The following is a 22,200-nucleotide window of genomic DNA, read 5'->3' as shown; positions in this document are numbered from 1 at the left end:
CGCCGAGTCGGCGGGACGGTGTACGGCGAAACCGGCGCCTTCATACGGCGGGACACCGGCCAACAGAACACCTAGCGGTGGAACACCATGAGCCCGGCAGGACCCGGGGGTGCGGGGGTGTCCCCCGCATGAGAACAGCCCTTGCGCCTTCCGCGCGGAGCGCGTCCTCCGCGAGGACCATTTCACCGGCGCCGCACACACACGGGTTTCCCGCCGTACGACGGCGCCGGATTCGCCGTACACCGTCCCGCCGTCGCGGCGCCGACTCCCCCCGGGGCCATAGGACCGGGGCGACAGGTACCCGGTGCCCGGGACCGGTGCCCGGGACCGGAACCCGGTGCCCGGGACCGGAACCCGGTGCCCGGGACCAGAAGCCGATCCCCGGGACCAGAAGCCGATCCCCGGGACCGGAAGCCGATCCCCGGGACCGGGAGGCGCCGCTAGTGGTCGTGTCTTTGGTTACTCGTCGGGGTCGGATCCGTTGGTGTCGGCGGCGGGGAATTCGACCAGGGCTAGGATTCGGCTGGCCATGAAGCGGGCGGTTCGGACCGGGGTGCCGGTTCGGGTCACCTCGCTCACCTCCACCAGGCCGCGCCGAGTGGCTACGTCGACCCGGCGTCCCGCCTTGGTCGCGCTGACTTCGTAGGTGCGCGGCGTGCCGCCGGCGTCGATGACGATCTCCACCCGGTCACCCTTCATGTCAGGGTAAATACCCATTTCATGGGCAGGTCATCCGTACACCAGTTTGATAATTGCCACGGCGCCGACGACCACGATGACCGCGCGCAGGACCCGGGGGGACAGCCTGCGGCCCACCCCGGCGCCCAGGTAGCCGCCCACCGTGGAGCCCAGCGACAGCAGCAGGACCGCCCACCAGTCGACCGGGGCGATCAGCGCGAACAACACGGCCGCCGCGGCGTTGACCAGCAGCGACAACACGTTCTTGGCGGCGTTGATCCGCTGGATGTGGTCGTCGAGGAAGATGCCGAGCAGCCCGATGAGCACCACTCCCTGGGCCGCGCCGAAGTAGCCGCCGTACATCCCGGCGAGCAGGATGCCGAGCCACAGCCAGATCCCGCCGTGCGGGCGCGCGGTCTCCCTGCGGTCCGACAGCCAGGCGTTGAGCCGCTGCTGCAGCACGACCAGCACGCAGGCAATGGCGATCAGGACCGGCACGATCACCTGGAACGCCTGCGCGGGCAGGGACATCAGCAGCAGCCCGCCCGCCACCGCGCCCACCACCGACGCGATGCCGAGCCGCACCAGGCGGTCCCGCTGCCCCTTCAGCTCGGCACGGTAGCCGATCACCCCGCTCACCCCGCCGGCGACCAGGCCGACGTTGTTGGAGACGTTGGCGACGATCGGCGGGTAGCCGAGGGCGAGCAGGGTCGGGAACGTGATCAGTGACCCGGACCCGACCACGGCGTTGATCGCCCCCGCCGCGACCCCCGCCACAAGGATCGCGACCACCTCCCACGGTGCCAAGATTTCACCTTTCGTACGGCTTCGCCCGATATTAGGCGGACACACCGTACCGACGGGGACCAAGGGGCCTGTGCCCGGTTCCTCCCCACCGTGGGCCGGGGAGAACCTCGCTCACCGCGCCGGAGGGCCCTCCTTTGGCCGGGCGGTGAACAGCCCGCCGAGCCCCTCCAGGGCCTTGCTCATCTCGGACGGCACGATCCACACCTTGTTGGAGTCGCCCTTGGCGATCTCGGGCAGCGTCTGGAGGTACTGGTAAGCCAATAACTGCTGGTCGGGGTTGCCCTCGTGGATGGCGCGGAACACCATGGCGATGGCGTCCGCCTGGCCCTTGGCCCGCATGGCCTGTGCCTCCGCATCCGCCTGCGCGCGCAGCACCGCCGCCTCGGCCTCCCCGCGCGCCTTCAGCACCGCGGCCTGCCGGTCGCCCTCGGCGGTGAGGATGGCCGACTGCTTCTGCCCCTCGGCGGACAGGATGGACGCGCGCTTGTCGCGGTCGGCGCGCATCTGCTTCTCCATCGAGTCCTGGATGGAGGCCGGCGGGTCGATGGCCTTGAGCTCGACGCGGTTGACCCGGATGCCCCACCGGCCGGTGGTCTCGTCCAGCGCGCCGCGCAGCTCGGAGTTGATCTCGTCCCGGGAGGTCAGCGTGCGCTCGAGGTCCATGCCGCCGACGACGTTGCGCAGGGTGGTGACGGTGAGCTGCTCCACGCCGGTCAGGAAGTTGGCGATCTCGTAGGTGGCCGCCCGGGGGTCGGTGACCTGGTAGTAGATCACCGTGTCGATGGAGACCACCAGGTTGTCGGAGGTGATCACCGGCTTCGGGGGGAAGGAGACGACCTGTTCGCGCAGGTCGACGATGGTGCGGACGCCGTCGACGAACGGCACCACGATGTTCAGGCCCGGCCCGAGCGTGCGGTGGTAGCGCCCGAGGCGCTCGATGATGAACGCCTGTGCCTGCGGAACGATGCGAATCGTCCGATACAGCGCAAAACCGGAAATGGCCACCACGATCGCGGCGACGATGAGCTGTGTCATGAGCTGCTCCGACCGGACGATTTAGATGAGCCCCCGGCCGGAATGATATTTGGTCCAGGCTTTACGTGTTCGTCATCCACACCGCTGAATATGACCCGGACACAGAAGAATCACGGCCGGTCACCCCGGCAGCGCGCGGGCGTACCACCGGCCGTCCGCGCTGCGCTCCAGGCTCAGCGGCACGCCGAAGGTGCGCGACAGGTTGTCGGCGGTCATGACGTACTCGATCGGGCCCTGCGCCACCACCGAGCCGTGCCGCAGCAGCAGCACGTGGGTGAAGCCGTTCGGCACCTCCTCCACGTGGTGGGTGACCAGCACCATCGTCGGCGCCTTGGGGTCGTACGCCAGCCCGGACAGGCGGCGCACCAGGTCCTCCCGGCCGCCGAGGTCGAGCCCTGCGGCGGGCTCGTCCAGCAGCAGCAGCTCGGGGTCGGGCATCAGCGCGCGGGCGATCTGCACCCGCTTGCGCTCGCCCTCCGACAGCGTGCCGAACTTGCGCCGGATCAGATGGGCGCAGCCGAGCTGGTCGATCAGCTCCACCGCGCGGGTGACGTCCCCCGAGTCGTACTCCTCGTTGTGCCGGCCGAGGATGGCGTACGACGCGGTGAGCACCAGGTCGATGACCTTCTCGTCCTGCGGCACCCGCTCGGCGACCGACGAACTGGCCAGCCCGATGCGCGGGCGCAGCTCGAACACGTCCGTCTTGCCGAGCGTCTCGCCGAGGATCTCCACCGAGCCGTCGCTCGGGTACAGCAACGCCGCCGCGACCTGAAGCAGCGTGGTCTTCCCGGCGCCGTTGGCACCGATCACGACCCAGCGCTCGTCCTCCTCGACGGTCCAGTCGATGCCCCGCAACAGAGCGGCGCCATCTCTGCGGACGGCGACATCCTGGAGCCGAAGCACCTGACCACCCATCCCGAATACCTCCTGACATGTCGATCCGGACGAACGCGGGGTCACCGCGCCGCCCGGCTCCACCCGGCGGGTCGCCCCGCCCAGTGTCCCTCGGGACCAAACCTATTGCAGCATCAGCGCATATCGTGGTCCGGTGCACCCCGATTCACCGATCTCCGCCACCTTGGTAGCCTGGGGCAACGCCTGGCTCACCGGCCACGCCGGGCTGGACGAGGCCGTCGACCGGCTGGAGCGCGCGGGGGGACCACAGGTCGTCTCCACCCGCGGCACCGAGGCGCCGTTGCGCGCCTTCCTCGCCGACCTGCGGGTCGAGGGCATGAACGCCATGCGGCTCGCGCTGCCCGCCGCGGGCGACCCTCTCGGCCTCACCGGACCGCCCCCCTTCACCGTCGCCGCCATCGACGCCGGGCAGGCCGTCACGGCCGTGCTCCCCCACCGCTGCGCCGGTCTGGTGCCCACCCCGGACCTCCGCGGCTCCTCCTACTCCGGAATCCGCTGGACCGTCATGGAGGCCAGCGCCACACCTCCCGACGTCCCGAGCCTCGCCGAGGCCGAGCACGCCCTCACCGCCGCCATCCGCTCCGCCACCGACGCCCTGCTCTCGGTGGACGGCCCCGAACGCGACCAGCCCTCCCTCCGGGCGTCCGGCGACGGCCTGGCCCCCGGCTACCCCGGCCGCGCCCACCGCGTGGCCGCCCTGACCGCCCGCCTCACCACCGCCCTGCGCCTGGCCGACGAACGCGGCCTGACCTCCACCCAGATCACCATCCGCACCCAGGCCCTGCGCGAGCTCGACCGCGCCCTGCGCCGCGCCCGCGTAGCCGCCCACAACGCCCTCCTGGAACCCCACCACTCCTCCCGCACCCCCGGCCCCCGGCCCACTCCCGGCCACCCCTGACCGCCCGGGCCGGCCCCGCGACACCCGGCCCGCCCCCGGGCGGGCAAGACAGTCCAGATCTCAGCCCAGGCCGTGGCGGACGGCGTACAGCGCGGCCTGGGTGCGGTCCTGGACGCCGAGCTTCATCAGGACGTTGGAGACGTGGGTCTTGACGGTCTTCTCGGCGACGACCAGCTCCCGGGCGATCTCGCGGTTGGAACGGCCGGAGGCGATCAGCGCGAGCACCTCACGCTCCCGCTCGGTGAGCACCGCGATGGACGGGCCACCCGGGGCGCTCCCGGCCGCACCTCCCAGCACGGCCTCGGCCGCCTCGGGCGCGAGCAGCACCTGGCCGCCGTGCACGGCGCGGACCGCCTGGACCAGCGCCTCGGGATCGACGTCCTTGTACAGGAACCCGGCGGCGCCGGAGCGCATCGCGGGCGCCACGTCGCCCCGGTCGCTCACCGAGGTCAGCACGATCACCCGGGTGGCGCCGCCCCGCCCGGCCAGCTCACGCAGCGCGCCGAGGCCGTCCAGCACGGGCATCTTCAGGTCCAGCAGCAGCACGTCGGGCGCCAGCGTCCCGACCAGCGCCACCGCCTCGGCCCCGTCGGCGGCCTCCCCCACCACGTCCAGGTCGTCCTGAAGGCCGAGGAAGGTGCGCAGCCCTTGGCGCACCACGGGGTGATCGTCGGCGATCACCACCCGGATCACCGCGGCACCTCCAGCCGCACCACGGCCCCCGCGCCGGGCTCGGACACCACCTTCAACGTCCCCTCCAGCACCTCGGCCCGGTCCCGCATGGACAGCAGCCCGAGCCCGCGCAGCGTGGGCTCCTCGGCCACGAAGCCGTCCCCGTCGTCACGGACCTCCAGCACCAGGCACGCCCCCTCCGCGGTCAGCGACACGTGGATCCGCGACGCGTTGGCGTGCCGCAGCGCGTTGTGCAGCGCCTCCTGCGCCACCCGCAGCACGGTCACCTCGGTGTCCGGGGTGAGATCCCCCACGGGGTGCCCCTCGAACGTGATCGCCACCGGGCTCAGCCGGTCCAGCAGGCCGACGTGCTTGCGCAGCGTCTCGGTCAGCCCGTGCCGGTCCAGCTCGGCCGGGCGCATCTCGACGATGACGGCCCTCAGCTCGGCCAGCGCCTCGCCCGCCAGCCGCCGTACCGTGTCGATCTCGGCGCGGGCCCGCTCGGCGTCGGCGTCCAGCAGGGCCGCCGCGGCCTGCGCGGTGAGCCGCAGCGAGAACAGCTTCTGGGTCACCGCGTCGTGCAGCTCGCGGGCCATCCGCGTGCGCTCCTCCGAGATCGTCAGCTCGCGCACGCACTCGTACAGCCTGGCGTTGGTCATGGCGATGGCGGCGTGCGCGGCGAACAGCATGAGCAGGTTCTCGTCCTGCCGGGTGAACCCGCCGGGGGCCCGCTTGTTGGACAGGAACAGGATGCCGAGGACGTTCTCCCCGTCCTTGATCGGCACCCCGATGAAGTCCTTCAGCACGGGGTGCGCGGCCGGCCACCAGCCGAACCTCGCGTCCTTGCGGATGTCGGCCAGCCGCACCGGCGCCGCCTCGTGCAGCAGCGCGGCCAGCATGCCGTGCTGGCGCGGCAGCGGCCCGATGGCCTCCCATTGCTTGTCGGACACCCCCTCGGCGACGAACTCGGCGAACGAGCCGTCGACGTCGGGCACGCCGAGCGCGGCGTAGCGGGCGTCCAGGAGCGTCTGCGCCGAGCGCACGATCACCTGGAGCACCTCGCGCACCGACAGGTGCCTGGTCACCGCCAGCACCGCGGAACTGACCGCGTGCAGCACCGCGTCCCGCTCGGCGCCGTGGTCGAAGCGGGGCTCGATGCCGGGGTTCCGTTCCGCCGTCACGCCCCACACTGTAGGCGCCCGCGGGGACCGTGACCCGGGTCGCAGGTCCTAGGCCCATCAGCCGAGCCCGAGCCGGGTCCTGCGCCCGATGCCCCGCGCCGCGCCCGCTTCTAGCGTCGGGGCATGACGCGATCGACGGACACACGAACACCCACGGCCCTGGTCACCGGGGGCTCCCGAGGGCTCGGGCTCGCCCTGGCCCGCGCCCTGGCCGCCGAGGGCTGGCACCTGGTCATCACCGCCCGGGGGGCGGAGGACCTGGAGAAGGCCGCGCTGGAGACCGGCGCCACGGCGCTGCCCGGCGACGTGGCCGACCCCGCGCACCGCGCGCGGCTCGCGCAGGCCGTGAATGAACTCGGGGGCCTCGACCTGCTGGTGAACAACGCGAGCACGCTCGGCGCCGCCCCGCTGCCCACCCTGGCGGTCTACCCGCTGGACGCCCTGGACGACGCGCTGCGGCAGAACGTGGTCGCGCCGCTCGGGATGATCCAGGCCACCCTGCGCGGGCTGCGCGAACGCGGGGGCGCGGTGATCAACATCTCGTCGGACGCCGCGGTGGAGGCGTACGAGGGCTGGGGCGGCTACGGCGCGACCAAGGCGGCGCTGGAACAGCTGTCCAAGGTGCTCGCCGCGGAGGAGCCGGACCTCGCGGTGTGGTGGGTGGACCCGGGCGAGATGCGCACCCGCATGCTGGCCGACGCGGTCGGCGAGGAGGAGGCCGCCGGGGCCGACGACCCGGAGATCGTGGCGGCGTTCCTGGTGGACCTGGTGCGCGCTCGGCCGGGCAGCGGCCGGGTGACCCGGTGACCACCTTCGAGCTCTCCCCGGTCCGCGAGGCGCACGAGCCGCCCGAGGAACGCGGCCAGGCGCGCGACGCCGTACGGCTGATGGTGTCGGGCAAGGACTCCGGGAAGATCACGCACCACGCCTTCACCGAGCTGCCCGACCTGCTGCGGGCCGGGGACCTGCTCGTGGTCAACGACTCGGCCACCCTGCCCGCGGCGGTGCCGCTGGACCGGCTGGCCGTGCACTTCTCCACCGAGCGCGAGGACGGCTCGTGGCTGGTGGAGCTGCGGCGCCGGGCCGGGGACACCACGGCGCCGTACGGCGGGGGCGAGCCCGGGGAGTGGCTGCCCATGCCGGGCGGCGCCACCCTGCGGCTGCTGGACCGGGAGACGCCCCGGCTGTGGCGGGCGAGGCTGGACCGGGACGTGGCGGGCTACCTGCGTGAGCACGGCAAGCCGATCAGGTACTCGTACGTGCCTCGGGACTGGCCGCTGTCGGCGTACCAGACGGTGTTCGGGGTGCGGCCGGGCAGCGCCGAGATGCCGAGCGCGGGGCGGCCGTTCAGCCCGGAGGTGGTGACGGGGCTGGTCGCCCGGGGGGTGCTGATCGCGACGGTGACCCTGCACACCGGGGTGGCGTCACCGGAGAAGGACGAGCCGCCGTACGCCGAGCGTTTCGCGGTGCCGGCGCAGACGGCGCGGCTGGTGAACCAGGCGGACGGGCGGGTCGTCGCGGTGGGGACCACGGTGGTGCGGGCGCTGGAGAGCGCCGTGGTGCCCGGCGGGCGGCGGGTACGGGCGGCGCGGGGGTGGACGTCGCGGGTGGTGACGCCGCAGGACGGGGTGCGGGTGGTGGACGGGCTGATCACGGGACTGCACGAGCCGCGGTCCAGCCATCTGATGATGCTTTCGGCCATCGCGGGAGAGGAGTTGCTGGCCAGGTCTTACGAAGAGGCAATGCGAAACGCATATCTGTGGCATGAGTTCGGTGACGTCCATATGATCATTCCCGATATGTGATCGGCAGCGTAGTTTCGCGCTGATCTATACCGAAATGACGCTGCTGACGCGCAGACGTCATCCATTCATCGGGAGTCAACCCAATGCGACGGCACCTCTCCGCACTCGCCGCCCTGGCCGTGGCCGGTTCACTGGCGGGCTCCGCGCTCGCCGTACCGGCGACCGCCGCCACGGCCCCGGCCGCGCCCGCGAGCGCCGCCCGGATCACGCCCTCACCGCAGTCCCCCCTCAAGGCCACCGTCTACTACAACAAGTACGTGCGGCGCGGGGGCTCGTTCACGTACACCATCAAGAGCAAGAACGTCGGCGAGTGGCCCACCGACTTCGCCGGCCTCCTGGCGATCCTCCCCAAGGGCGCCTCGAAGACCAGGGTCGTGAGCAAGTCCTCCTCCACCGTCTGCGACATCGAGAAGCGCGAACTCATCTGCTTCTTCGACACCCTCAAGCCCGGCCGCACCACCACCGTCAAGGTCAAGGTTTGGCTCAAGCGCAGCACCAAGGGCTCCGTCTACGGCGAGTTCGGCACGTTCTCCGTCGACGTCCCCGGCGGTGTCGACATCACCAACCCCGAAGAACTCGACAAGCTCGACCTGGCCCAGGACATCAAGTACCTCAAGGTAAGAACCAAGATCATCCGCTAGACCCATTCCCCCCGGGGCACGACCGCCCGTGCCCCGGGCGCCCCGCTCAACGGTCAGGCGGCGGCCGGGACCTCGTGGATCCTCGGAAGATCGCCCGACACCGTGGCGCGGGCGAGACCCGCCAGATCGCGGCGGGTGGCCCCAGGCTCATGGGCGAGCAAGGGGAAGAGGGTCACCTCGACCACGAGCCCACGAGACCGCAGGATGCGCCCCAGGGACGCCAGCAGGCTGTCCTCGCCCACGAAGGCGGGAGCCGTGGCGAGCGCGCCTCCCGCGTCCCCGTACCGCAGCGCGACCGGCCGTACGGGAGCCCCCGCGTCCACAGCCGCCTGGAACACCGCGGCCCGGAACGGCCCCGTCCCCCGCCCGCACCATGTGGTCCCCTCGGGAAACGCCACCACCGACCGCCCCCCACGCAGCACGTCGGCCACCTGACGCACCGTGCCGGGCAACAACGACAACCGCTCCCGGTCGATGAACACCGCCCCACTCCCCGCCACCAGCGTCCGCAGCACCGGCCACCGGGCGATCTCGCTCTTGGCCAGCGCCCGGCACGGCAACACCGCCGCCACCACCACCGGATCCAGCCAGGACACATGATTGGCGACGATCAGCGCACCCTCAGGCCCGGGAACCGCGGCCGCACGGGGCGCCGCGGTCCCCCCGAACACCGTGAACCCCTCCTGCACCCGGACCCGCACCCCGAGCACCCGCAACAACAGCCGCGCCTGCGCCATCGTCGCCGACGCCAGGACCGACGCGGGAAGCCGCCGCGCCACCGCCGTCCACGGCAACGCCACGAGCACCAGCACCACCACCGCCAGCACCCGCCCCGCCAGCCGCACCGGCCCCGCCGCGCGCGGGGCCGGCGTCACGCACCCCGACACCGTGCACGGCCCGCTGGGCACCCACGTCCAGGCGCTCATTCCGGCACCCCGAGGAAGTACCGCAGGTACCGCGTGTCGATCTCGGCCAGCGACAGCAGCACGAAGAAGTCCGCCGTCCCGAAGTCCGGATCGTGCGCGGGCGCCCCGCAGATCCACGACCCGAGCCGCAGGTATCCCCGCAGCAGCGACGGGATCACGAAGCGGTCCGGCCGCGGCACCCCGCACCCCGTCCACGCGTGCCGCGGCGTCACCCGGTACTTCTCCGGCCCGAGCGGGATCTTGTCCAGCACCCCCGCCGCCGTCATCCCCCCGTCGTCCAGCGGAATCGAGCAACACCCGCCGAGCCACCCGTAGCCCCCGGCCACCATGTACCTGGCGATACCGGCCCACATGAGCCCGACCACGGCGCCACCCCGGTGATCGGGATGGACGCAGGTGCGCCCCACCTCCACCATGTCGCCGCGGATCCCCGCCAGCCCCGACAGGTCGAACTCGCCATCCGAGTACAACCGGTCGGCCCTGCCGGGCGCCAGCAACCGGTACGTCCCTACGACCTGGTCGCCCTGCCGCACCAGAAGGTGATCGCAGTAGGCGTCCAGCGCGTCCACGTCCAGGCCGGTGATCGGGGAGTCGAGGCGTGCCCCCATCTCCTCGGCGAACACCAGGTGGCGCAGGCGCTGGGCCTCACGCATCTCCGCGCCGTTCCTGGCGAGCGTCACCGTGTACCGGCCGTGCGCGTCGGTCAGGACACCCTGACCGTCACCGGAGCCCGGACCGCCGCGAACATCGCCGGTCACGCCGCCGGGAAAGAGCTGGGTCATGGCATGCCTCCTCTTCTGGCACCCATGAAGACATGCGGAGATGGCCATCGGCCGTCCGTATGGTGAACCGTGTGCACGCTCACTCTGAGCGGTCGGTAGCGTTGTCCGGTGATGAAGCAGCGAACGCTTTTGATCACCTTGAACGGCCCCGACCGCCCTGGGGTGACGTCCCGGCTCTTCAGCGTGCTGGCGACGTTCCCCGTGATCGTGGCCGACATCGAGCAGGTCGTGATTCGCGGCCGGCTCACTCTCGGCGTGCTCGTCGCGTACGCGGGCGGCCCGCCGACCGGCACCGGCGGCACCATCGGCGCCCTGTGGACGGCGGTGGAACGGCTGGCGGACGACCTCGGCATGGAGGTCGAGCTGTCCACCGGCACCGACGCCAAGGAGAAGCGCCGCCGCGGCCGCCTGCACGTCACCGTCCTCGGCGAGCCGCTACAGCCCGCCGCCATGGCCGGCATCGCGGGACGCATCGCGGCGGCGGGTGCCAACATCGACCGCATCGAGCGCCTGGCGCACGAGCCGGTCACCTGCATCGAGATGGCCATCTCCGGCGCCGACCCCGACTCCCTGCGCACGGCGCTGGCGGCCGAGGCGGTGCTGCAGGAGGTCGACGTCGCCGTTCAGCGGTCCGGCCTGCACCGCCGGGCCAAGCGGCTGATCGTCATGGACGTCGACTCGACGCTCATCCAGGGCGAGGTGATCGAGCTGCTCGCCGCGCACGCCGGGTGCATGGACGAGGTCGAGAAGATCACCACCGCCGCCATGCGCGGCGAGCTCGACTTCGCCGCCTCCCTGCGGGAACGCGTCGCCCTCCTGGAGGGCCTCTCCACCGACGTCTTCGAGCGCGTCCGCGCCGAGGTCGTCCTCACCCCGGGCGCCCGCACGCTGGTGCGCACCCTCAAGCGCCTGGACTACCGCTTCGCCATCGTCAGCGGCGGCTTCACCCAGATCACCGACTCCCTGGTCGACGACCTCGGCATCGACTACTCCGCCGCCAACACCCTCGAAGTGGCCGGTGGCAAGCTCACCGGCCGCGTCACCGGCGAGATCGTGGACCGCCCCGGCAAGGCCCGGGCCCTGGAGCGCTTCGCCCGCCAGGCCGGCATCCCCATCAGCCAGACCGTCGCCATCGGCGACGGCGCCAACGACCTCGACATGATCACCGCGGCCGGCCTCGGCATCGCCTTCAACGCCAAGCCGGTCCTGCGCCAGGCCGCCGACACCGCCGTCAACGTCCCCTACCTCGACGCCATCCTCTACCTCCTCGGCATCTCCCGCGACGAGATCGTCGCCGCGGACGCCGAGGACGACCTGACGCCCTAGTCCTTGGGGTTCCAGCGGCGCGCCAGGCGGCCGTCGCCGGGCCCGAGGTCGCTCCAGGCCTCGGTGGTCTCGATCACGGCGAACGCGCCGGGGGGGAACTTGTGCTCGTCGCGGGCCAGGGTGAGGTTCAGGAACAGCTCGTGGGCGCCCGGGTTGTGGCCGACCAGCAGCAGGGTGGAGACCTCGTCACCCGTGCGGCGGATCAGTTCCACCAGCTCGTCGGGGTAGGCCTCGTAGATGTCCGTCTCGATCTGGACGGGGGCGTCGGGGGCGAGTGTCGCGAGGGTCAGCTCGGCCGTCCGCCTGGTGCGCTCGGAAGGGGAGCACAGCACCAGGTCGGGGATCAGGCCCATCGACTTCAGCGTCTCCCCGGCCCGACCGGCGTCCCGCTCGCCGCGGTCGGTCAGCGGGCGTTGCCGGTCGGCCAGGCCGGGAACGTGCGCGGCCTTCGCGTGCCGCAGGACGATGAGGGTGTTCACCCGCCAACTATGCCCTAGGAGCATGACCGATATACGCCACCGGGCGTACGGCTGCGCGGCCGTACGCCCGGGATTCAGCGAACGATCAGCTGGAGACCTTCTCCGGCTCGATCGGCGTGGCGCTGCCGCCCGCCGGGGCGATGCTCGACGAGCGCCGCTTGGAGACCACGATGGCGGCCACCACGATCCCGACCGCCAGCACGGTGACGCCGACGCGCAGTCCCGCGTTGTCGGCGTACGTGACGACCGCGGGGGCGATGAGCAGGGCGACGAGGTTCATCACCTTGATCAGCGGGTTGATGGCCGGACCGGCGGTGTCCTTGAACGGGTCGCCGACCGTGTCACCGATGACCGTGGCCGCGTGCGCCTCGGAACCCTTGCCGCCGTGGTGGCCGTCCTCGACCAGCTTCTTGGCGTTGTCCCACGCGCCACCGGAGTTGGCGAGGAACACCGCCATCAGCGTGCCGGCCGCGATGGCCCCGGCGAGGTAGCCGCCGAGCGGGGCGTACCCCAGCGCGAAGCCCACCGCGATCGGCGTCATCACCGCCAGCAGACCGGGTGTGGCCAGCTCACGCAGCGAGTCACGGGTGCAGATGTCCACCACACGGCCGTAGTCGGGCAGCTCGGTGCCGGCCATGATGCCCGGCTTGGTGCGGAACTGCTCACGCACCTCGAACACCACCCGCCCGGCGGCCCGGCCCACCGCGCTGATCGCCAGCCCGGAGAACAGGAACACCACCGCGGCACCGACGATCAGGCCCACCAGCACGTCCGGCGAGTCGACGGACAGGCTGAACGAGCTGAACGAGCCCAGCGCGTCCTTGACGCCCGCGCTCGCCTGCGCGAGCTGACTCTCCACCGCGGTGCGGAACGAGCCGAACAGCGCGGTCGCCGCGAGCACCGCCGTGGCGATGGCGATGCCCTTGGTGATCGCCTTGGTGGTGTTGCCCACCGCGTCCAGCGAGGTAAGGATGCGGGCGCCCTCGCCCTCGACGTCGCCGGACATCTCGGCGATGCCCTGGGCGTTGTCGGAGACCGGCCCGAAGGTGTCCATGGACACGATCACGCCGACCGTGGTCAGCAGGCCGGTGCCGGCCAGCGCCACCGCGAACAGCGCCACGGTCACGTTGCCGAAGCCGAGCAGGAACGCGCCGTACACCGCGCCGCCGATCAGCAGCGCCGAGTAGACCGCGGACTCCAGGCCGACGGCGATGCCGGACAGGATGACGGTGGCCGCGCCGGTGCGCGAGCTCTCGACGATGTCCTTGACCGGACGGCGGTTGGTCTCGGTGAAGTAACCCGTGAGCACCTGGATGGCGCTCGCCAGCACCAGGCCGATCAGCACCGCGCCGATCGCGATCAGGCGGGGGTCGGAGTCGATACCGGCGATGGCGGTGCTGACATTGGTCAGCTCGGCGAACGAGCCGGGCAGGTAGGCGAACGCCGCCACGGCCACCAGGACGGCCGAGATGATGGCCGACAGGAAGAAGCCGCGGTTGATGGCGGCCATGCCGTTGCGGTCGCCGGTGCGCGGCGCGGTCGCGAAGATGCCGACGATGGCGGTGATGACACCGATCATCGGGACGATCAGCGGGAACACCAGGCCCTCGGTGCCGAAGGCCGCCTTGCCCAGGATGAGGCTGGCGACCAGCATGACGGCGTACGACTCGAACAGGTCGGCCGCCATGCCCGCGCAGTCACCGACGTTGTCGCCCACGTTGTCGGCGATGGTGGCGGCGTTGCGGGGGTCGTCCTCGGGGATGCCCTGCTCGACCTTGCCGACCAGGTCGGCGCCGACGTCGGCGGCCTTGGTGAAGATGCCGCCGCCGACACGCATGAACATCGCGAGCAACGCGGCGCCGAAGCCGAAGCCCTCCAGGACGCTCGGGGCGTCGCCACGGTAGGCGAGCACCACGATCGCCGCGCCCAGCAGGCCGAGGCCCACGGTGAACATGCCCGCGACGCCGCCGGTGCGGAAGGCGATGCGCATGGCGACCTTCTCGCCCTGCTCACGGGCGGCGGCGGCCACGCGCACGTTCCCGCGCACGGCCAGCCACATACCGATGAAACCGGTCAGCGCGGAGAACGCCGCGCCGACCACGAAGAAGACCGAACGGCCGATGGCCACACCGGTCGACTCAGCGGGCAACAGAAGCAGTAGAAAAGGGATGAGCACTACAAATATGGCAAGCGTCCGGAATTGCCGCGTGAGATACGCCGCGGCGCCTTCCTGAACCGCACGCGAGATGTTCTGCATGCGTTCGGTGCCCTGACCTGCGGCCAGCACCTCGCGAACCAGCGCGCCCGCGACGGCGAGCGCGAGCAACGCGACCGCGGCCACCACGACCACGATGGTGAGATGGGAACCGCTAAGGGATACCGCTGCGGCGTCGTCAGCGGCTAGATAACGCCCAGACATCCGTCCTCCTCGGCCTGACGGGTAGGTCCGAGCTCGGACCGCGCTGCGAAATCGAGTCGGGGGGCGGCGCGCATCCGAGCTGGATTGGCAGTGCCGCTTCCGGTAACGTCCGCAGACCTCCCGCAGGGCGACGTCGATCTGCGGGGACAAAACCTTGGCCGGTGCGGGGAGTCTACGCAGGCATCAGCCAGATATGAAGCCTCTTCCCCCAGCCAATCAGGAACCCGATCGGCAGGCAGCGGGGCTTTGCCCTGCAACAACGCGGTTTTCCCCACCCCGGTCGGAGCGACCCTCATGTTACGGCCAAGATTGTATTGCCAAAATATGATGACCGAAATACCTGTGGCCATACCGAAACACCCGGCCCCAACGGGACCGGGTGATGCCCTGCGAAGCCTTCCGGGAGTGCCGGGAACGCGAGTGGCGGGACCGTCCGGGCACGGCGAACCCCGCCGTCGGCTCGGAGAGTCAGGAGAGGGCGGTCAGGCGGCCGGGAGGCCCGTGGTGGCGGCCGGCCAGCTCATCCGGATCCGCAGACCCTTGGCACTCGGGTACACCTCGACGTCGTCCGCCAGCGCCGCGATGACCGCGATGCCGAAACCGGACATCAGCGTGTCGGCGGGCAGCAGACTGGCCAGCGCGGTGCCGTTGACGGCGGTGGGCGGGCCGTCGTCGTCCTGGTAGACCTGCTCCAGGTCGTCGCTCGGTGCCGAGTCGGTCACCGTGACCTCGAAACGGCCTGAGTCATCGCACAGCTCGATGCGGATCGGCTCGCCGGGGCAGTGGACGCGATGAGCCTCCACTGCCCGCGAGCAGGCTTCTCCGACGGCGAGCCGTACTTCGTCCAGCAACGCCTCCGCCACCCCCGTGCGGCGCGCGATGGCCGTGGCGACCAACCGCGCCGTGCGGACGTGCGCCGGCAGGGCACTGAACGTCAGCTCGACGGTGGCCATGACTACTTGTCTCGGCCGTGAGCTTCCTTGGCCTCTTCGACCGAGGCGTAAATCCCGAAGACCTTGGTCAACCCGGTGATCCGGAAGATCTTCAGGATGCGCTCCTGCGTGCAGACGAGCTCCAGGGAGCCGTCGTGCGCCCGAACGCGCTTGAGCCCGCCGACCAGCACACCGAGTCCGGTGGAATCAAGGAAGTCCACCTTCTCCATGTTGACCAGGAGATGGAAGTTGCCCTTGTTCACGAGGTCGATCAGCAGCTCACGCAGCCTCGGCGCGGTATAGACATCGATCTCACCCTCGACTTCCACGATGGTGAGCCGGTCTTCGGTGTGGTGGTCCAACTTCAGATCCACAGATCCTCCAGCGCCTTGCCTGCTGAGTCCACGACGAGGGGTCTGACATGCTGGGACCCCAAGCCCCAGCGCGCAATACCCTGACGCGCGGCATTCAACCACGCCCCGCCTTTGTGTCTATACGAAATCACGACTCCGGGCGACTCTCCCCCAAGATGCCAAACTGGAAACCAGTGACTGCGACTACATCACCCTCACGGCGAGCCGAGCCGCTGCTCGCGCGGCTGCTCGCCGTGCCCGCACGCCGGGAGCGTGTCACCCATGTGGAACACGTTCCCGCACGTCAGGCAGGTGAAGCGCGCTGGCCCGACTGGGTCGGCGAGCCGCTTGTCAGCCGTCTGCGAAACTTGGGCGTGGACGGGCTCTGGGAGCACCAGGCGACGGCCGCCGACCTCGCGCACCGTGGCCAAAACGTGATCATTTCCACGGGGACCGCGTCGGGAAAATCTCTCGCCTACCTGGTGCCGGCCGTGTCGGAGATCCTTTCCGGGGGCAGCGTCCTGTACCTCACGCCGACCAAGGCGCTCGCCGCGGACCAGCTGCGCGCGGTGCGGGCGCTCGACCTCGCCCAGGTGCGGGCGGCGACCTACGACGGCGACACCCCGATCGAGGAACGCCAGTGGGTGCGGCGCAACGCCAACTACGTCCTCACCAACCCCGACATGCTGCACCGGTCGATCCTGCCCCGGCACTCGGCGTGGACATCGTTCTGGCGGCGGCTACGGATCATCGTGATCGACGAGTGCCACGGGTACCGGGGGGTGTTCGGGTCCCACGTGGCGCAGATCCTCCGGCGGCTGCGCCGGATCTGCGCGAAATACGGCTCCCGTCCGGTGTTCGTGCTCGTGTCGGCCACGGTGAGCGACCCCGCCATCGCGGCGATGCGCCTCACCGGCCTTGAGACGGCCGAGGTGACCACGGACGCCTCTCCCCGGGGTTCAACCACCTTCGCGCTCTGGGAGCCGCCCCTGACGGACCTGCGCGGCGAACGGGGCGCCCCCGTGCGGCGCACCGCGACGGCGGAGACCGCCGACCTGCTGTCCGATCTCGTGGTGGACGACGTCCGCACCCTGGCGTTCGTCCGGTCCCGCCGCGCCGCCGAGACGGTGTCGCTGATCGCCCGCGGCAACCTGGAGGAGGTGTCGCCGGAACTGCCCGCCCAGGTGGCCGCGTACCGGGCCGGGTACCTCGCCGAGGACCGGCGGCGGCTGGAGAAGGCGCTGCGGGACGGCGCGGTCATGGGGCTGGCGTCCACCAACGCTCTGGAGCTGGGGATCGACGTGTCCGGCCTGGACGCCGTGCTGATCGCCGGCTGGCCCGGCACGCGGGCGTCGCTGTGGCAGCAGGCCGGGCGTGCCGGGCGGGACGGCCAGGACGCGCTCGCGGTGCTGATCGCGCGCGACGATCCCCTGGACACCTACCTGGTCCACCATCCCGAGGCGCTTTTCGGGCAACCGGTCGAGGCGATCGTCCTCGACCCGGACAACCCCTATGTCCTCGGCCCCCACCTGTGCGCCGCGGCCGCGGAGATCCCGCTCACCGAGGCCGACCTGCCGACCTTCGGCCCGTCGGCGGCTGACGTGCTGGACGACCTGGTCGAACGGGGCATGCTGCGGCGCCGCCCGCAGGGGTGGTTCTGGACCCGGCGCGAGCGGGCCGCGGACCTGGCCGACATCCGGGGCTCGGGCGGCGCGCCCGTCCAGATCGTCGAGGCCGCCACCGGACGGCTCCTCGGCACCGTGGACGAGCCGTCCGCCCACACCGCCGTGCACACCGGCGCCGTCCACCTGCACCAGGGCGAGACCTACCTCGTCGACACCCTGGACCTGGACGCCGGCGTAGCCCTGGTCTCCGCCGCCGAGCCCGACTACTCCACCTTCGCCCGAGACGTCACCGACATCGCCGTCCTGGAGTCCCTCCGCTCCCACCCCTTCGGCCCCGGCGAGCTCCACTTCGGCACCGTCGAGGTCACCCGCCAGGTCGTCTCGTTCCTCAAACGCCGCTTCCAGACCGGCGAGGTCCTGGGCGAGGAGCCCCTGGACCTCCCCCCACGCACCCTCCGCACCCGCGCCGTCTGGTGGACCCTCCCCGACGAAGCCGTAGCCCCCCTCCTGGCCGCCGGCCACGACCTGGCCGGCTCCGCCCATGCCGCCGAACACGCCTCAATAGGCCTGCTCCCCCTGTTCGCCACCTGCGACCGCTGGGACATAGGCGGCGTGAGCACAGAACGCCACCCCGACACCGGCCTGCTCACAGTCTTCGTCTACGACGGCCACGAAGGCGGCGCCGGCTTCGCCGAACGCGCCTACCAAAAGGCCCCCGCCTGGCTAAAAGCCACCCAAGAAGCCATCCACTCCTGCGAATGCAAAAACGGCTGCCCCAGCTGCATCCAATCCCCCAAATGCGGCAACGCCAACGACCCCTTAGACAAACAAGGCTCCCACCACCTCCTAACCACCCTCCTAACCCCCCAAACCCCCCCAAAACACCCGTCTCCATAACAACCGCCCCACCGCAACCGACCCCGCACCGGCCGAACACGTGGCCGGCCGAACACGTCGCAACCGAACACGTCGCAACCGAACACGTCGCGACCGAACACGTCGCGCCCAGGCGAATAGCGGCCTGTGCTCCCGGCGCCGGTACGGCGAGATGTGGTGCGGCGAACCCGGCGCCGCCTTACGGCGGACAACCCGGCGTGCGTGCGGCGCCGGTGAAATGGTCCTCGCGGGAGGCCGCGCTCCGCGCGAAGGGCGCAAGGGCTGTGCCTGCGCGGGGGACACCCCCGCACCCCCGGGTCCTGCCAGGCTCACGGTGCTCCACCACGACGCGTCCCCTCGGGCCGGTATCCCACCGTATGAGGGCGCCGGATTCGCCATCCAACCTCCCGCCGACCCGGCGCCAAAAGAAGACGAACCCGACGAGGCAACGGGGCTCCGGCGGCGCCGCCTCACGGCGGGAAACCGAGCGTGCTGGGCGCCCTGAGAATGGTCCTTGCCGAGGGCGCGCTCCGCGCGGAAGCCGCAAGGGCTGGGTGACGTCCCCTGAAGTGGCGTAACTCCTGGGGATTGTGTCGATGGCCCGCCACCTGGCGCCTAGGGCGACGCATTCATGATCACGGTCATGGAAATCACACCACCTGGCGGGACGTCACCAAGGGCTGTTCTCCCGCGGGGGACACCCGCACCCCCGAGGCCGCCGGCCCCACCCTCGCCACCGCCCCGGCCTCGCCCTCACCCAGCCCTTCGAGCCTGCCGCCCTGTCCCAAACCCGCAGCACGGAATCACACCACTTGGCGGGACACCACCGCGCCGGGGGCGACCGTACGGCAGACCCCTATCGAACCCTTCGGTGGGGCTCGTGGATCAGGCAGGGCCCGCGCGCGCATGGGCTGTCATGGTCCTGAGCCCCAGGAGGGGAATGGGGAGCTGGACGGCCACTTGGACCTGGATCACGCCGGTGCGAACGGTGCACCGGGTCAGAGTGGCGTGATTGGCAGTGGCCAGGGTGCGTGCTCGATGACAGGCCTGAGCGGGGGCCGCCAGGGCATGAACGGCTCCCGCGAGGGCGCTGAGGTCAGCGGCGGACTGGGCACGATGCCGCGCCACGCGGACCATGCCAGATGCCACCAGTCCACCAGCCACCAACCAGACCAGCGCCATCACACAGATCAGCCAAATCGTCGCAGAGCCCCTCTCACACCCCACCCACCGCCACCGCATGGCAGAGCCTTCTGAACCCCAGGCTCCGTAGCGAAAACGGCGTCCGCCGTGAAACACCTCAGAGCCCCTCTGACACCCGGACCAGCCTGATCGCCGCCCCCTCATGGCAGTGGCTCCTGAACCCCAGGCTCCAGGCGAAAACGGCGTCCGCCGAAAACACCTCCCAGCCCCTCTGAGCAGCCACTCTGACATCCGAACCTGCCTGATCGCCGCCACCTCGCGCACCCGGACCCGCCTGGCCGCCGCCACCGCATGACGGCGGCTCCTGAACCCCAGGCTCCACGGCGGATACGGCGTCCGCCTTGGAACGCCTCGGAGCCCCTCTCACCCGCGGATCCGCCTGGTCGCCACCACCTCATGACGGCGGCTCCTGAACCCCAGGCTCCACGGCGGATACGGCGTCCGCCTTGGAACGCCTCGGAGCCCCTCTCACCCGCGGATCCGCCTGGTCGCCACCACCTCATGACGGCGGCTCCTGGACTCCGGGCTCCGTGGCGGAGACGGCGTCGGCCTTGATGGGCACTGCGGGGATGAGTGCCATGGAACCCGGCCGTATGGTCGCCGAGACGGTGACACGGCTCAGCTCGGCGTCACGGCTCACGAGGACCACCGCTCCAGCCGGAACGGCACGTGCGACCACCCGCCGCACCTCCTCCAACGGCTCCCCCCGCGCGGCTGCCCTCGCCCCGACTCGGGCCGCGTCAACGCACTCCAGTTGCACCCCTACAGCCACCACTCCCCAAAGCGCCCCGCCGAGCACCAGCCCGACCACCGGCAACCCCACCGCCATCTCAGCCGTCACCGCCCCCCGTTCGCATCGGCGGCGTCGGAGCCGGGTGCGCCGCTCTCCGGATGGCAGTCGCCGGATCATCCGGCGAGCCTGAGGGCACGGCCGATGATGTCGGTGAGCATCTTGCGGACGTCAGGGCTGGTCACAATCTTGTAGAGCAGACCGGCGAAGGCGCAGGCGGCGATCGTGCCCACCGCGTACTCGGCGGTGGACATGCCCGCCTGAGCACGAGTGCGGGCCATCACCAGAGCCCGATGGTTCGACGCCCTGAGGCGGTTCAACAGGGCGCGGGCTTGAGCACGGGCACCGCGACACCTGTCGGCGACGATCCGCCCGAGCGCCTCCCCGTACGACCTGCGCACCCGCCGCACGGCGAGAACGTCCCGCTTCCGCTCCGCACCGACCGCATGCCGCCCCTGTGAGCAGACCCAACTGCGCATGTTGCCCTCCCTGAAGTACTCCCGCAGCCGAACGAGCGACCCGCCCGACACGATGAACAGGGCCATGCTGACCTGGCACGGCACCCCAGATCCGCCCTGAATGTCGTTCTGTGGATAACCGATCGAACGAAGTTCGGTTTGTGGGCCAAACAGAAGCCGAGCGGCTGGAACCAGCACGGGCCCCCTCCCACCGCGAACGCAGGACAGGACATCAAGCGGCCGGACACCAAGCCGAGCACTCCCGGAAGCGGCCTGCCTCCGTCCATAGCGGGCTCAGGCGGGCCATGCTCGAAGCCGGGCACCCCTTCCAGAAGCCGGGCGTAACGCCGTCAGCAGAGCTACAGGCAAGCGTTGCTTGAACTGGGCGCCCTTATGACCGGCGGGACTTCGCACGCGGCCCTCGTTTGGGCTGGGCCGTTGCGGGTGACGGCCGCACGAGGGCCGCACGAGGGCCGTCTGAGGAGGGCGAGGCGCTGGCGCTGCTCGGAACGGAGCGGAGCGGAGGGTGGCGCTTTCGGGGGAGGTTGGGGCGGGCAAGACCGCCACGCCGGACGAGCCGTGGCACCGGCTGGCGACGTCGATCGTGAACAGGCCGGCGTACAGGCGGGACGACGTCGAGGCTGCCGCTCGCCGTGGAGTCGGCGAGGACCGAACCGAGTGGCCCTCGAGCCCGGCAGGACGCCGCCCGCAAGGGTCACCGACGGGCGTGGCCCCAGCCGGATGTCCTCGGGGCGGCCGGAGGGCCGTGGGGGTTGGGGCGCCGTGCGAGGACTTCGGGTGGTCAGTTGTTGAAGGCCTGGGTGGCGAGGGTCGCGACGATGGGGATGATGCCGAGGAAGACGAATGCCGGGAGGAAGCAGAGTCCCAGGGGGGCGATGACCTGTACGCCTGCTCGGCGGGCGGCGGCGGAGGATGCGGCTTGGGCCTCGCGGGTGGCGTCGTCGGACAGCCTGCTCAGGACATCGGCAACGGGGGCGCCGGTTGTCGCGGCCCGGGTCATGTCCCGGGCCAGGGTCGAGAGCGCGGGATCATCGCGTAGTTCCGCCCAGGCCTCTTCGGGCACGGCCCCCAGGCGCGACCTTCCGGTCACGGACGAGAGTTTCGCGGCGAGTGGGCCGCCCACCGCCTCGGCGGCGATTTCCACAGCGCCGGCGACGGGCAGACCGGCCCGCAGGCACGCCACCATCAGATCCACCGCGAACGGCAGATCTCCCATCACCCGCATCCGCTCACTGCGCTCCTCCCCCGTTTCCCCCCGCCGCCTCAACACGACCACAACACCCCCCGCACACCCCCCGACCACCACCCCCAGAATCCCTCCAACCACCAATACACCCGCCACCCCTCCCACCAGCACGCCCGCCCCAACAGCCCTCAG

Annotated in this window: 22 protein-coding genes; 6 read left to right on the top strand and 16 right to left on the bottom strand. The window is 71.2% G+C overall.

The features are described from left to right. Window positions 1-459: 459 nt before the first annotated feature. From ACFP1K_RS00110 to ACFP1K_RS00095, 4 genes are all read right to left on the bottom strand, one after another. Window positions 460-699, bottom strand: coding sequence for a hypothetical protein (locus ACFP1K_RS00110; protein ID WP_380745696.1), 240 nt, complete (start codon window positions 697-699; stop codon window positions 460-462). A gap of 30 nt (window positions 700-729) precedes the next feature. Continuing rightward, the gene (locus ACFP1K_RS00105) at window positions 730-1,485 is read right to left on the bottom strand and encodes a sulfite exporter TauE/SafE family protein (RefSeq protein WP_380745693.1); all 756 of its coding nucleotides are present in this window, start codon (window positions 1,483-1,485) and stop codon (window positions 730-732) included. 111 nt (window positions 1,486-1,596) lie between these two features. Next, window positions 1,597-2,520 carry an SPFH domain-containing protein gene (locus ACFP1K_RS00100; RefSeq protein WP_380745689.1) on the bottom strand — a complete coding sequence of 308 codons (924 nt, stop codon included), beginning with the start codon at window positions 2,518-2,520 and terminating at the stop codon, window positions 1,597-1,599. A gap of 120 nt (window positions 2,521-2,640) precedes the next feature. Then, window positions 2,641-3,435 (bottom strand): ABC transporter ATP-binding protein, encoded by a 795-nt coding sequence (locus ACFP1K_RS00095; RefSeq protein ID WP_380745686.1) that lies wholly within the window; start codon window positions 3,433-3,435, stop codon window positions 2,641-2,643. A 133-nt stretch (window positions 3,436-3,568) separates the two neighbouring features. On the opposite strand from ACFP1K_RS00095, the gene ACFP1K_RS00090 reads away from it, so the two are divergent. Next, window positions 3,569-4,333, top strand: coding sequence for a hypothetical protein (locus ACFP1K_RS00090; RefSeq protein WP_380745683.1), 765 nt, complete (start codon window positions 3,569-3,571; stop codon window positions 4,331-4,333). A 60-nt stretch (window positions 4,334-4,393) separates the two neighbouring features. Here ACFP1K_RS00090 and ACFP1K_RS00085 read toward each other — a convergent pair whose 3' ends face one another. Both ACFP1K_RS00085 and ACFP1K_RS00080 read right to left on the bottom strand, forming a co-directional pair. Next, window positions 4,394-5,026 (bottom strand): response regulator, encoded by a 633-nt coding sequence (locus tag ACFP1K_RS00085; RefSeq protein ID WP_380745680.1) that lies wholly within the window; start codon window positions 5,024-5,026, stop codon window positions 4,394-4,396. Then, window positions 5,023-6,186: a GAF domain-containing sensor histidine kinase gene (locus tag ACFP1K_RS00080; RefSeq protein ID WP_380745677.1), complete on the bottom strand. Its 1,164-nt coding sequence runs from the start codon at window positions 6,184-6,186 to the stop codon at window positions 5,023-5,025. The genes ACFP1K_RS00085 and ACFP1K_RS00080 overlap by 4 nt, the downstream gene beginning before the upstream one ends. A gap of 123 nt (window positions 6,187-6,309) precedes the next feature. On the opposite strand from ACFP1K_RS00080, the gene ACFP1K_RS00075 reads away from it, so the two are divergent. The 3 genes from ACFP1K_RS00075 to ACFP1K_RS00065 all read left to right on the top strand — a co-directional run bounded on the left by ACFP1K_RS00075 (window position 6,310) and on the right by ACFP1K_RS00065 (window position 8,632). Beyond that, the gene (locus ACFP1K_RS00075) at window positions 6,310-6,993 is read left to right on the top strand and encodes an SDR family NAD(P)-dependent oxidoreductase (protein ID WP_380745674.1); all 684 of its coding nucleotides are present in this window, start codon (window positions 6,310-6,312) and stop codon (window positions 6,991-6,993) included. Then, on the top strand, window positions 6,990-7,991 hold the full coding sequence (locus tag ACFP1K_RS00070) for an S-adenosylmethionine:tRNA ribosyltransferase-isomerase (protein WP_380745671.1): 1,002 nt from the start codon (window positions 6,990-6,992) through the stop codon (window positions 7,989-7,991). Before ACFP1K_RS00075 ends, ACFP1K_RS00070 begins: the two co-directional genes overlap by 4 nt. An 83-nt stretch (window positions 7,992-8,074) precedes the next feature. Beyond that, window positions 8,075-8,632 carry a hypothetical protein gene (locus ACFP1K_RS00065; RefSeq protein WP_380745668.1) on the top strand — a complete coding sequence of 186 codons (558 nt, stop codon included), beginning with the start codon at window positions 8,075-8,077 and terminating at the stop codon, window positions 8,630-8,632. A 53-nt stretch (window positions 8,633-8,685) separates the two neighbouring features. On the opposite strand, the gene ACFP1K_RS00060 is transcribed toward ACFP1K_RS00065, so the two are convergent. Further along, window positions 8,686-9,558: a lysophospholipid acyltransferase family protein gene (locus tag ACFP1K_RS00060; protein ID WP_380745666.1), complete on the bottom strand. Its 873-nt coding sequence runs from the start codon at window positions 9,556-9,558 to the stop codon at window positions 8,686-8,688. Beyond that, complete coding sequence (locus ACFP1K_RS00055) at window positions 9,555-10,340, bottom strand: GNAT family N-acetyltransferase (RefSeq protein WP_380745663.1); 786 nt, start codon at window positions 10,338-10,340, stop codon at window positions 9,555-9,557. Before ACFP1K_RS00055 ends, ACFP1K_RS00060 begins: the two co-directional genes overlap by 4 nt. 111 nt (window positions 10,341-10,451) lie before the next feature. Between ACFP1K_RS00055 and serB the strand changes: the two genes are divergently transcribed. Beyond that, a complete protein-coding gene (gene serB, locus ACFP1K_RS00050; protein ID WP_380746236.1) occupies window positions 10,452-11,666 on the top strand; it encodes a phosphoserine phosphatase SerB in 1,215 nt (404 codons plus the stop codon). Here serB and ACFP1K_RS00045 read toward each other — a convergent pair. From ACFP1K_RS00045 to ACFP1K_RS00030, 4 genes are all read right to left on the bottom strand, one after another. Next, complete coding sequence (locus tag ACFP1K_RS00045; protein WP_380745660.1) at window positions 11,663-12,145, bottom strand: SixA phosphatase family protein; 483 nt, start codon at window positions 12,143-12,145, stop codon at window positions 11,663-11,665. The genes serB and ACFP1K_RS00045 overlap by 4 nt on opposite strands. An 85-nt stretch (window positions 12,146-12,230) precedes the next feature. Next, entirely contained in the window at window positions 12,231-14,564 is a 2,334-nt protein-coding gene (locus tag ACFP1K_RS00040; protein ID WP_380745658.1) for a sodium-translocating pyrophosphatase, read from the bottom strand. Window positions 14,565-15,046: 482 nt separating this feature from the next. Next, on the bottom strand, window positions 15,047-15,517 hold the full coding sequence (locus ACFP1K_RS00035; protein WP_380745656.1) for an ATP-binding protein: 471 nt from the start codon (window positions 15,515-15,517) through the stop codon (window positions 15,047-15,049). Window positions 15,518-15,519: 2 nt separating this feature from the next. Beyond that, a complete protein-coding gene (locus ACFP1K_RS00030) occupies window positions 15,520-15,870 on the bottom strand; it encodes an STAS domain-containing protein (RefSeq protein WP_114029683.1) in 351 nt (116 codons plus the stop codon). A gap of 155 nt (window positions 15,871-16,025) precedes the next feature. Between ACFP1K_RS00030 and ACFP1K_RS00025 the strand changes: the two genes are divergently transcribed. Continuing rightward, the gene (locus tag ACFP1K_RS00025; RefSeq protein ID WP_380745653.1) at window positions 16,026-18,371 is read left to right on the top strand and encodes a DEAD/DEAH box helicase; all 2,346 of its coding nucleotides are present in this window, start codon (window positions 16,026-16,028) and stop codon (window positions 18,369-18,371) included. Window positions 18,372-19,235: 864 nt separating this feature from the next. Here the strand turns inward: ACFP1K_RS00025 and ACFP1K_RS00020 are convergent. The 4 genes from ACFP1K_RS00020 to ACFP1K_RS00005 form a co-directional block, all read right to left on the bottom strand. Further along, window positions 19,236-19,592, bottom strand: a complete 357-nt coding sequence (locus ACFP1K_RS00020) for an Rv3654c family TadE-like protein (RefSeq protein ID WP_380745650.1) — start codon at window positions 19,590-19,592, stop codon at window positions 19,236-19,238. A gap of 460 nt (window positions 19,593-20,052) precedes the next feature. Then, window positions 20,053-20,463: a TadE family type IV pilus minor pilin gene (locus ACFP1K_RS00015; protein ID WP_380745647.1), complete on the bottom strand. Its 411-nt coding sequence runs from the start codon at window positions 20,461-20,463 to the stop codon at window positions 20,053-20,055. Beyond that, a complete protein-coding gene (locus ACFP1K_RS00010) occupies window positions 20,460-20,999 on the bottom strand; it encodes a DUF4244 domain-containing protein (protein ID WP_380745644.1) in 540 nt (179 codons plus the stop codon). The genes ACFP1K_RS00015 and ACFP1K_RS00010 overlap by 4 nt, the downstream gene beginning before the upstream one ends. 604 nt (window positions 21,000-21,603) lie before the next feature. After that, window positions 21,604-22,200: type II secretion system F family protein (locus ACFP1K_RS00005; RefSeq protein ID WP_380745642.1), on the bottom strand; the 597-nt coding region annotated here is incomplete at its 5' end.

It is taken from the genome of Sphaerisporangium aureirubrum, from assembly GCF_042658925.1.
GTDB lineage: Bacteria > Actinomycetota > Actinomycetes > Streptosporangiales > Streptosporangiaceae > Sphaerisporangium > Sphaerisporangium aureirubrum.
This window is presented reverse-complemented; position numbering and strand designations above follow the sequence as displayed.

Excerpts from the sequence above, each read along its gene's own strand:
- ACFP1K_RS00110 (WP_380745696.1), bottom strand. The coding sequence starts at position 699 with ATGAAGGGTGACCGGGTGGAGATCGTCATCGACGCCGGCGGCACGCCG.
- ACFP1K_RS00100 (WP_380745689.1), bottom strand. The coding sequence starts at position 2,520 with ATGACACAGCTCATCGTCGCCGCGATCGTGGTGGCCATTTCCGGTTTT.
- ACFP1K_RS00095 (WP_380745686.1), bottom strand. The coding sequence starts at position 3,435 with ATGGGTGGTCAGGTGCTTCGGCTCCAGGATGTCGCCGTCCGCAGAGAT.
- ACFP1K_RS00075 (WP_380745674.1), top strand. The coding sequence starts at position 6,310 with ATGACGCGATCGACGGACACACGAACACCCACGGCCCTGGTCACCGGG.
- ACFP1K_RS00065 (WP_380745668.1), top strand. The coding sequence starts at position 8,075 with ATGCGACGGCACCTCTCCGCACTCGCCGCCCTGGCCGTGGCCGGTTCA.
- ACFP1K_RS00060 (WP_380745666.1), bottom strand. The coding sequence starts at position 9,558 with ATGAGCGCCTGGACGTGGGTGCCCAGCGGGCCGTGCACGGTGTCGGGG.
- ACFP1K_RS00055 (WP_380745663.1), bottom strand. The coding sequence starts at position 10,340 with ATGACCCAGCTCTTTCCCGGCGGCGTGACCGGCGATGTTCGCGGCGGT.
- serB (WP_380746236.1), top strand. The coding sequence starts at position 10,452 with ATGAAGCAGCGAACGCTTTTGATCACCTTGAACGGCCCCGACCGCCCT.
- ACFP1K_RS00040 (WP_380745658.1), bottom strand. The coding sequence starts at position 14,564 with ATGTCTGGGCGTTATCTAGCCGCTGACGACGCCGCAGCGGTATCCCTT.
- ACFP1K_RS00035 (WP_380745656.1), bottom strand. The coding sequence starts at position 15,517 with ATGGCCACCGTCGAGCTGACGTTCAGTGCCCTGCCGGCGCACGTCCGC.
- ACFP1K_RS00025 (WP_380745653.1), top strand. The coding sequence starts at position 16,026 with ATGCCAAACTGGAAACCAGTGACTGCGACTACATCACCCTCACGGCGA.
- ACFP1K_RS00020 (WP_380745650.1), bottom strand. The coding sequence starts at position 19,592 with ATGCGGTGGCGGTGGGTGGGGTGTGAGAGGGGCTCTGCGACGATTTGG.
- ACFP1K_RS00015 (WP_380745647.1), bottom strand. The coding sequence starts at position 20,463 with ATGATCCGGCGACTGCCATCCGGAGAGCGGCGCACCCGGCTCCGACGC.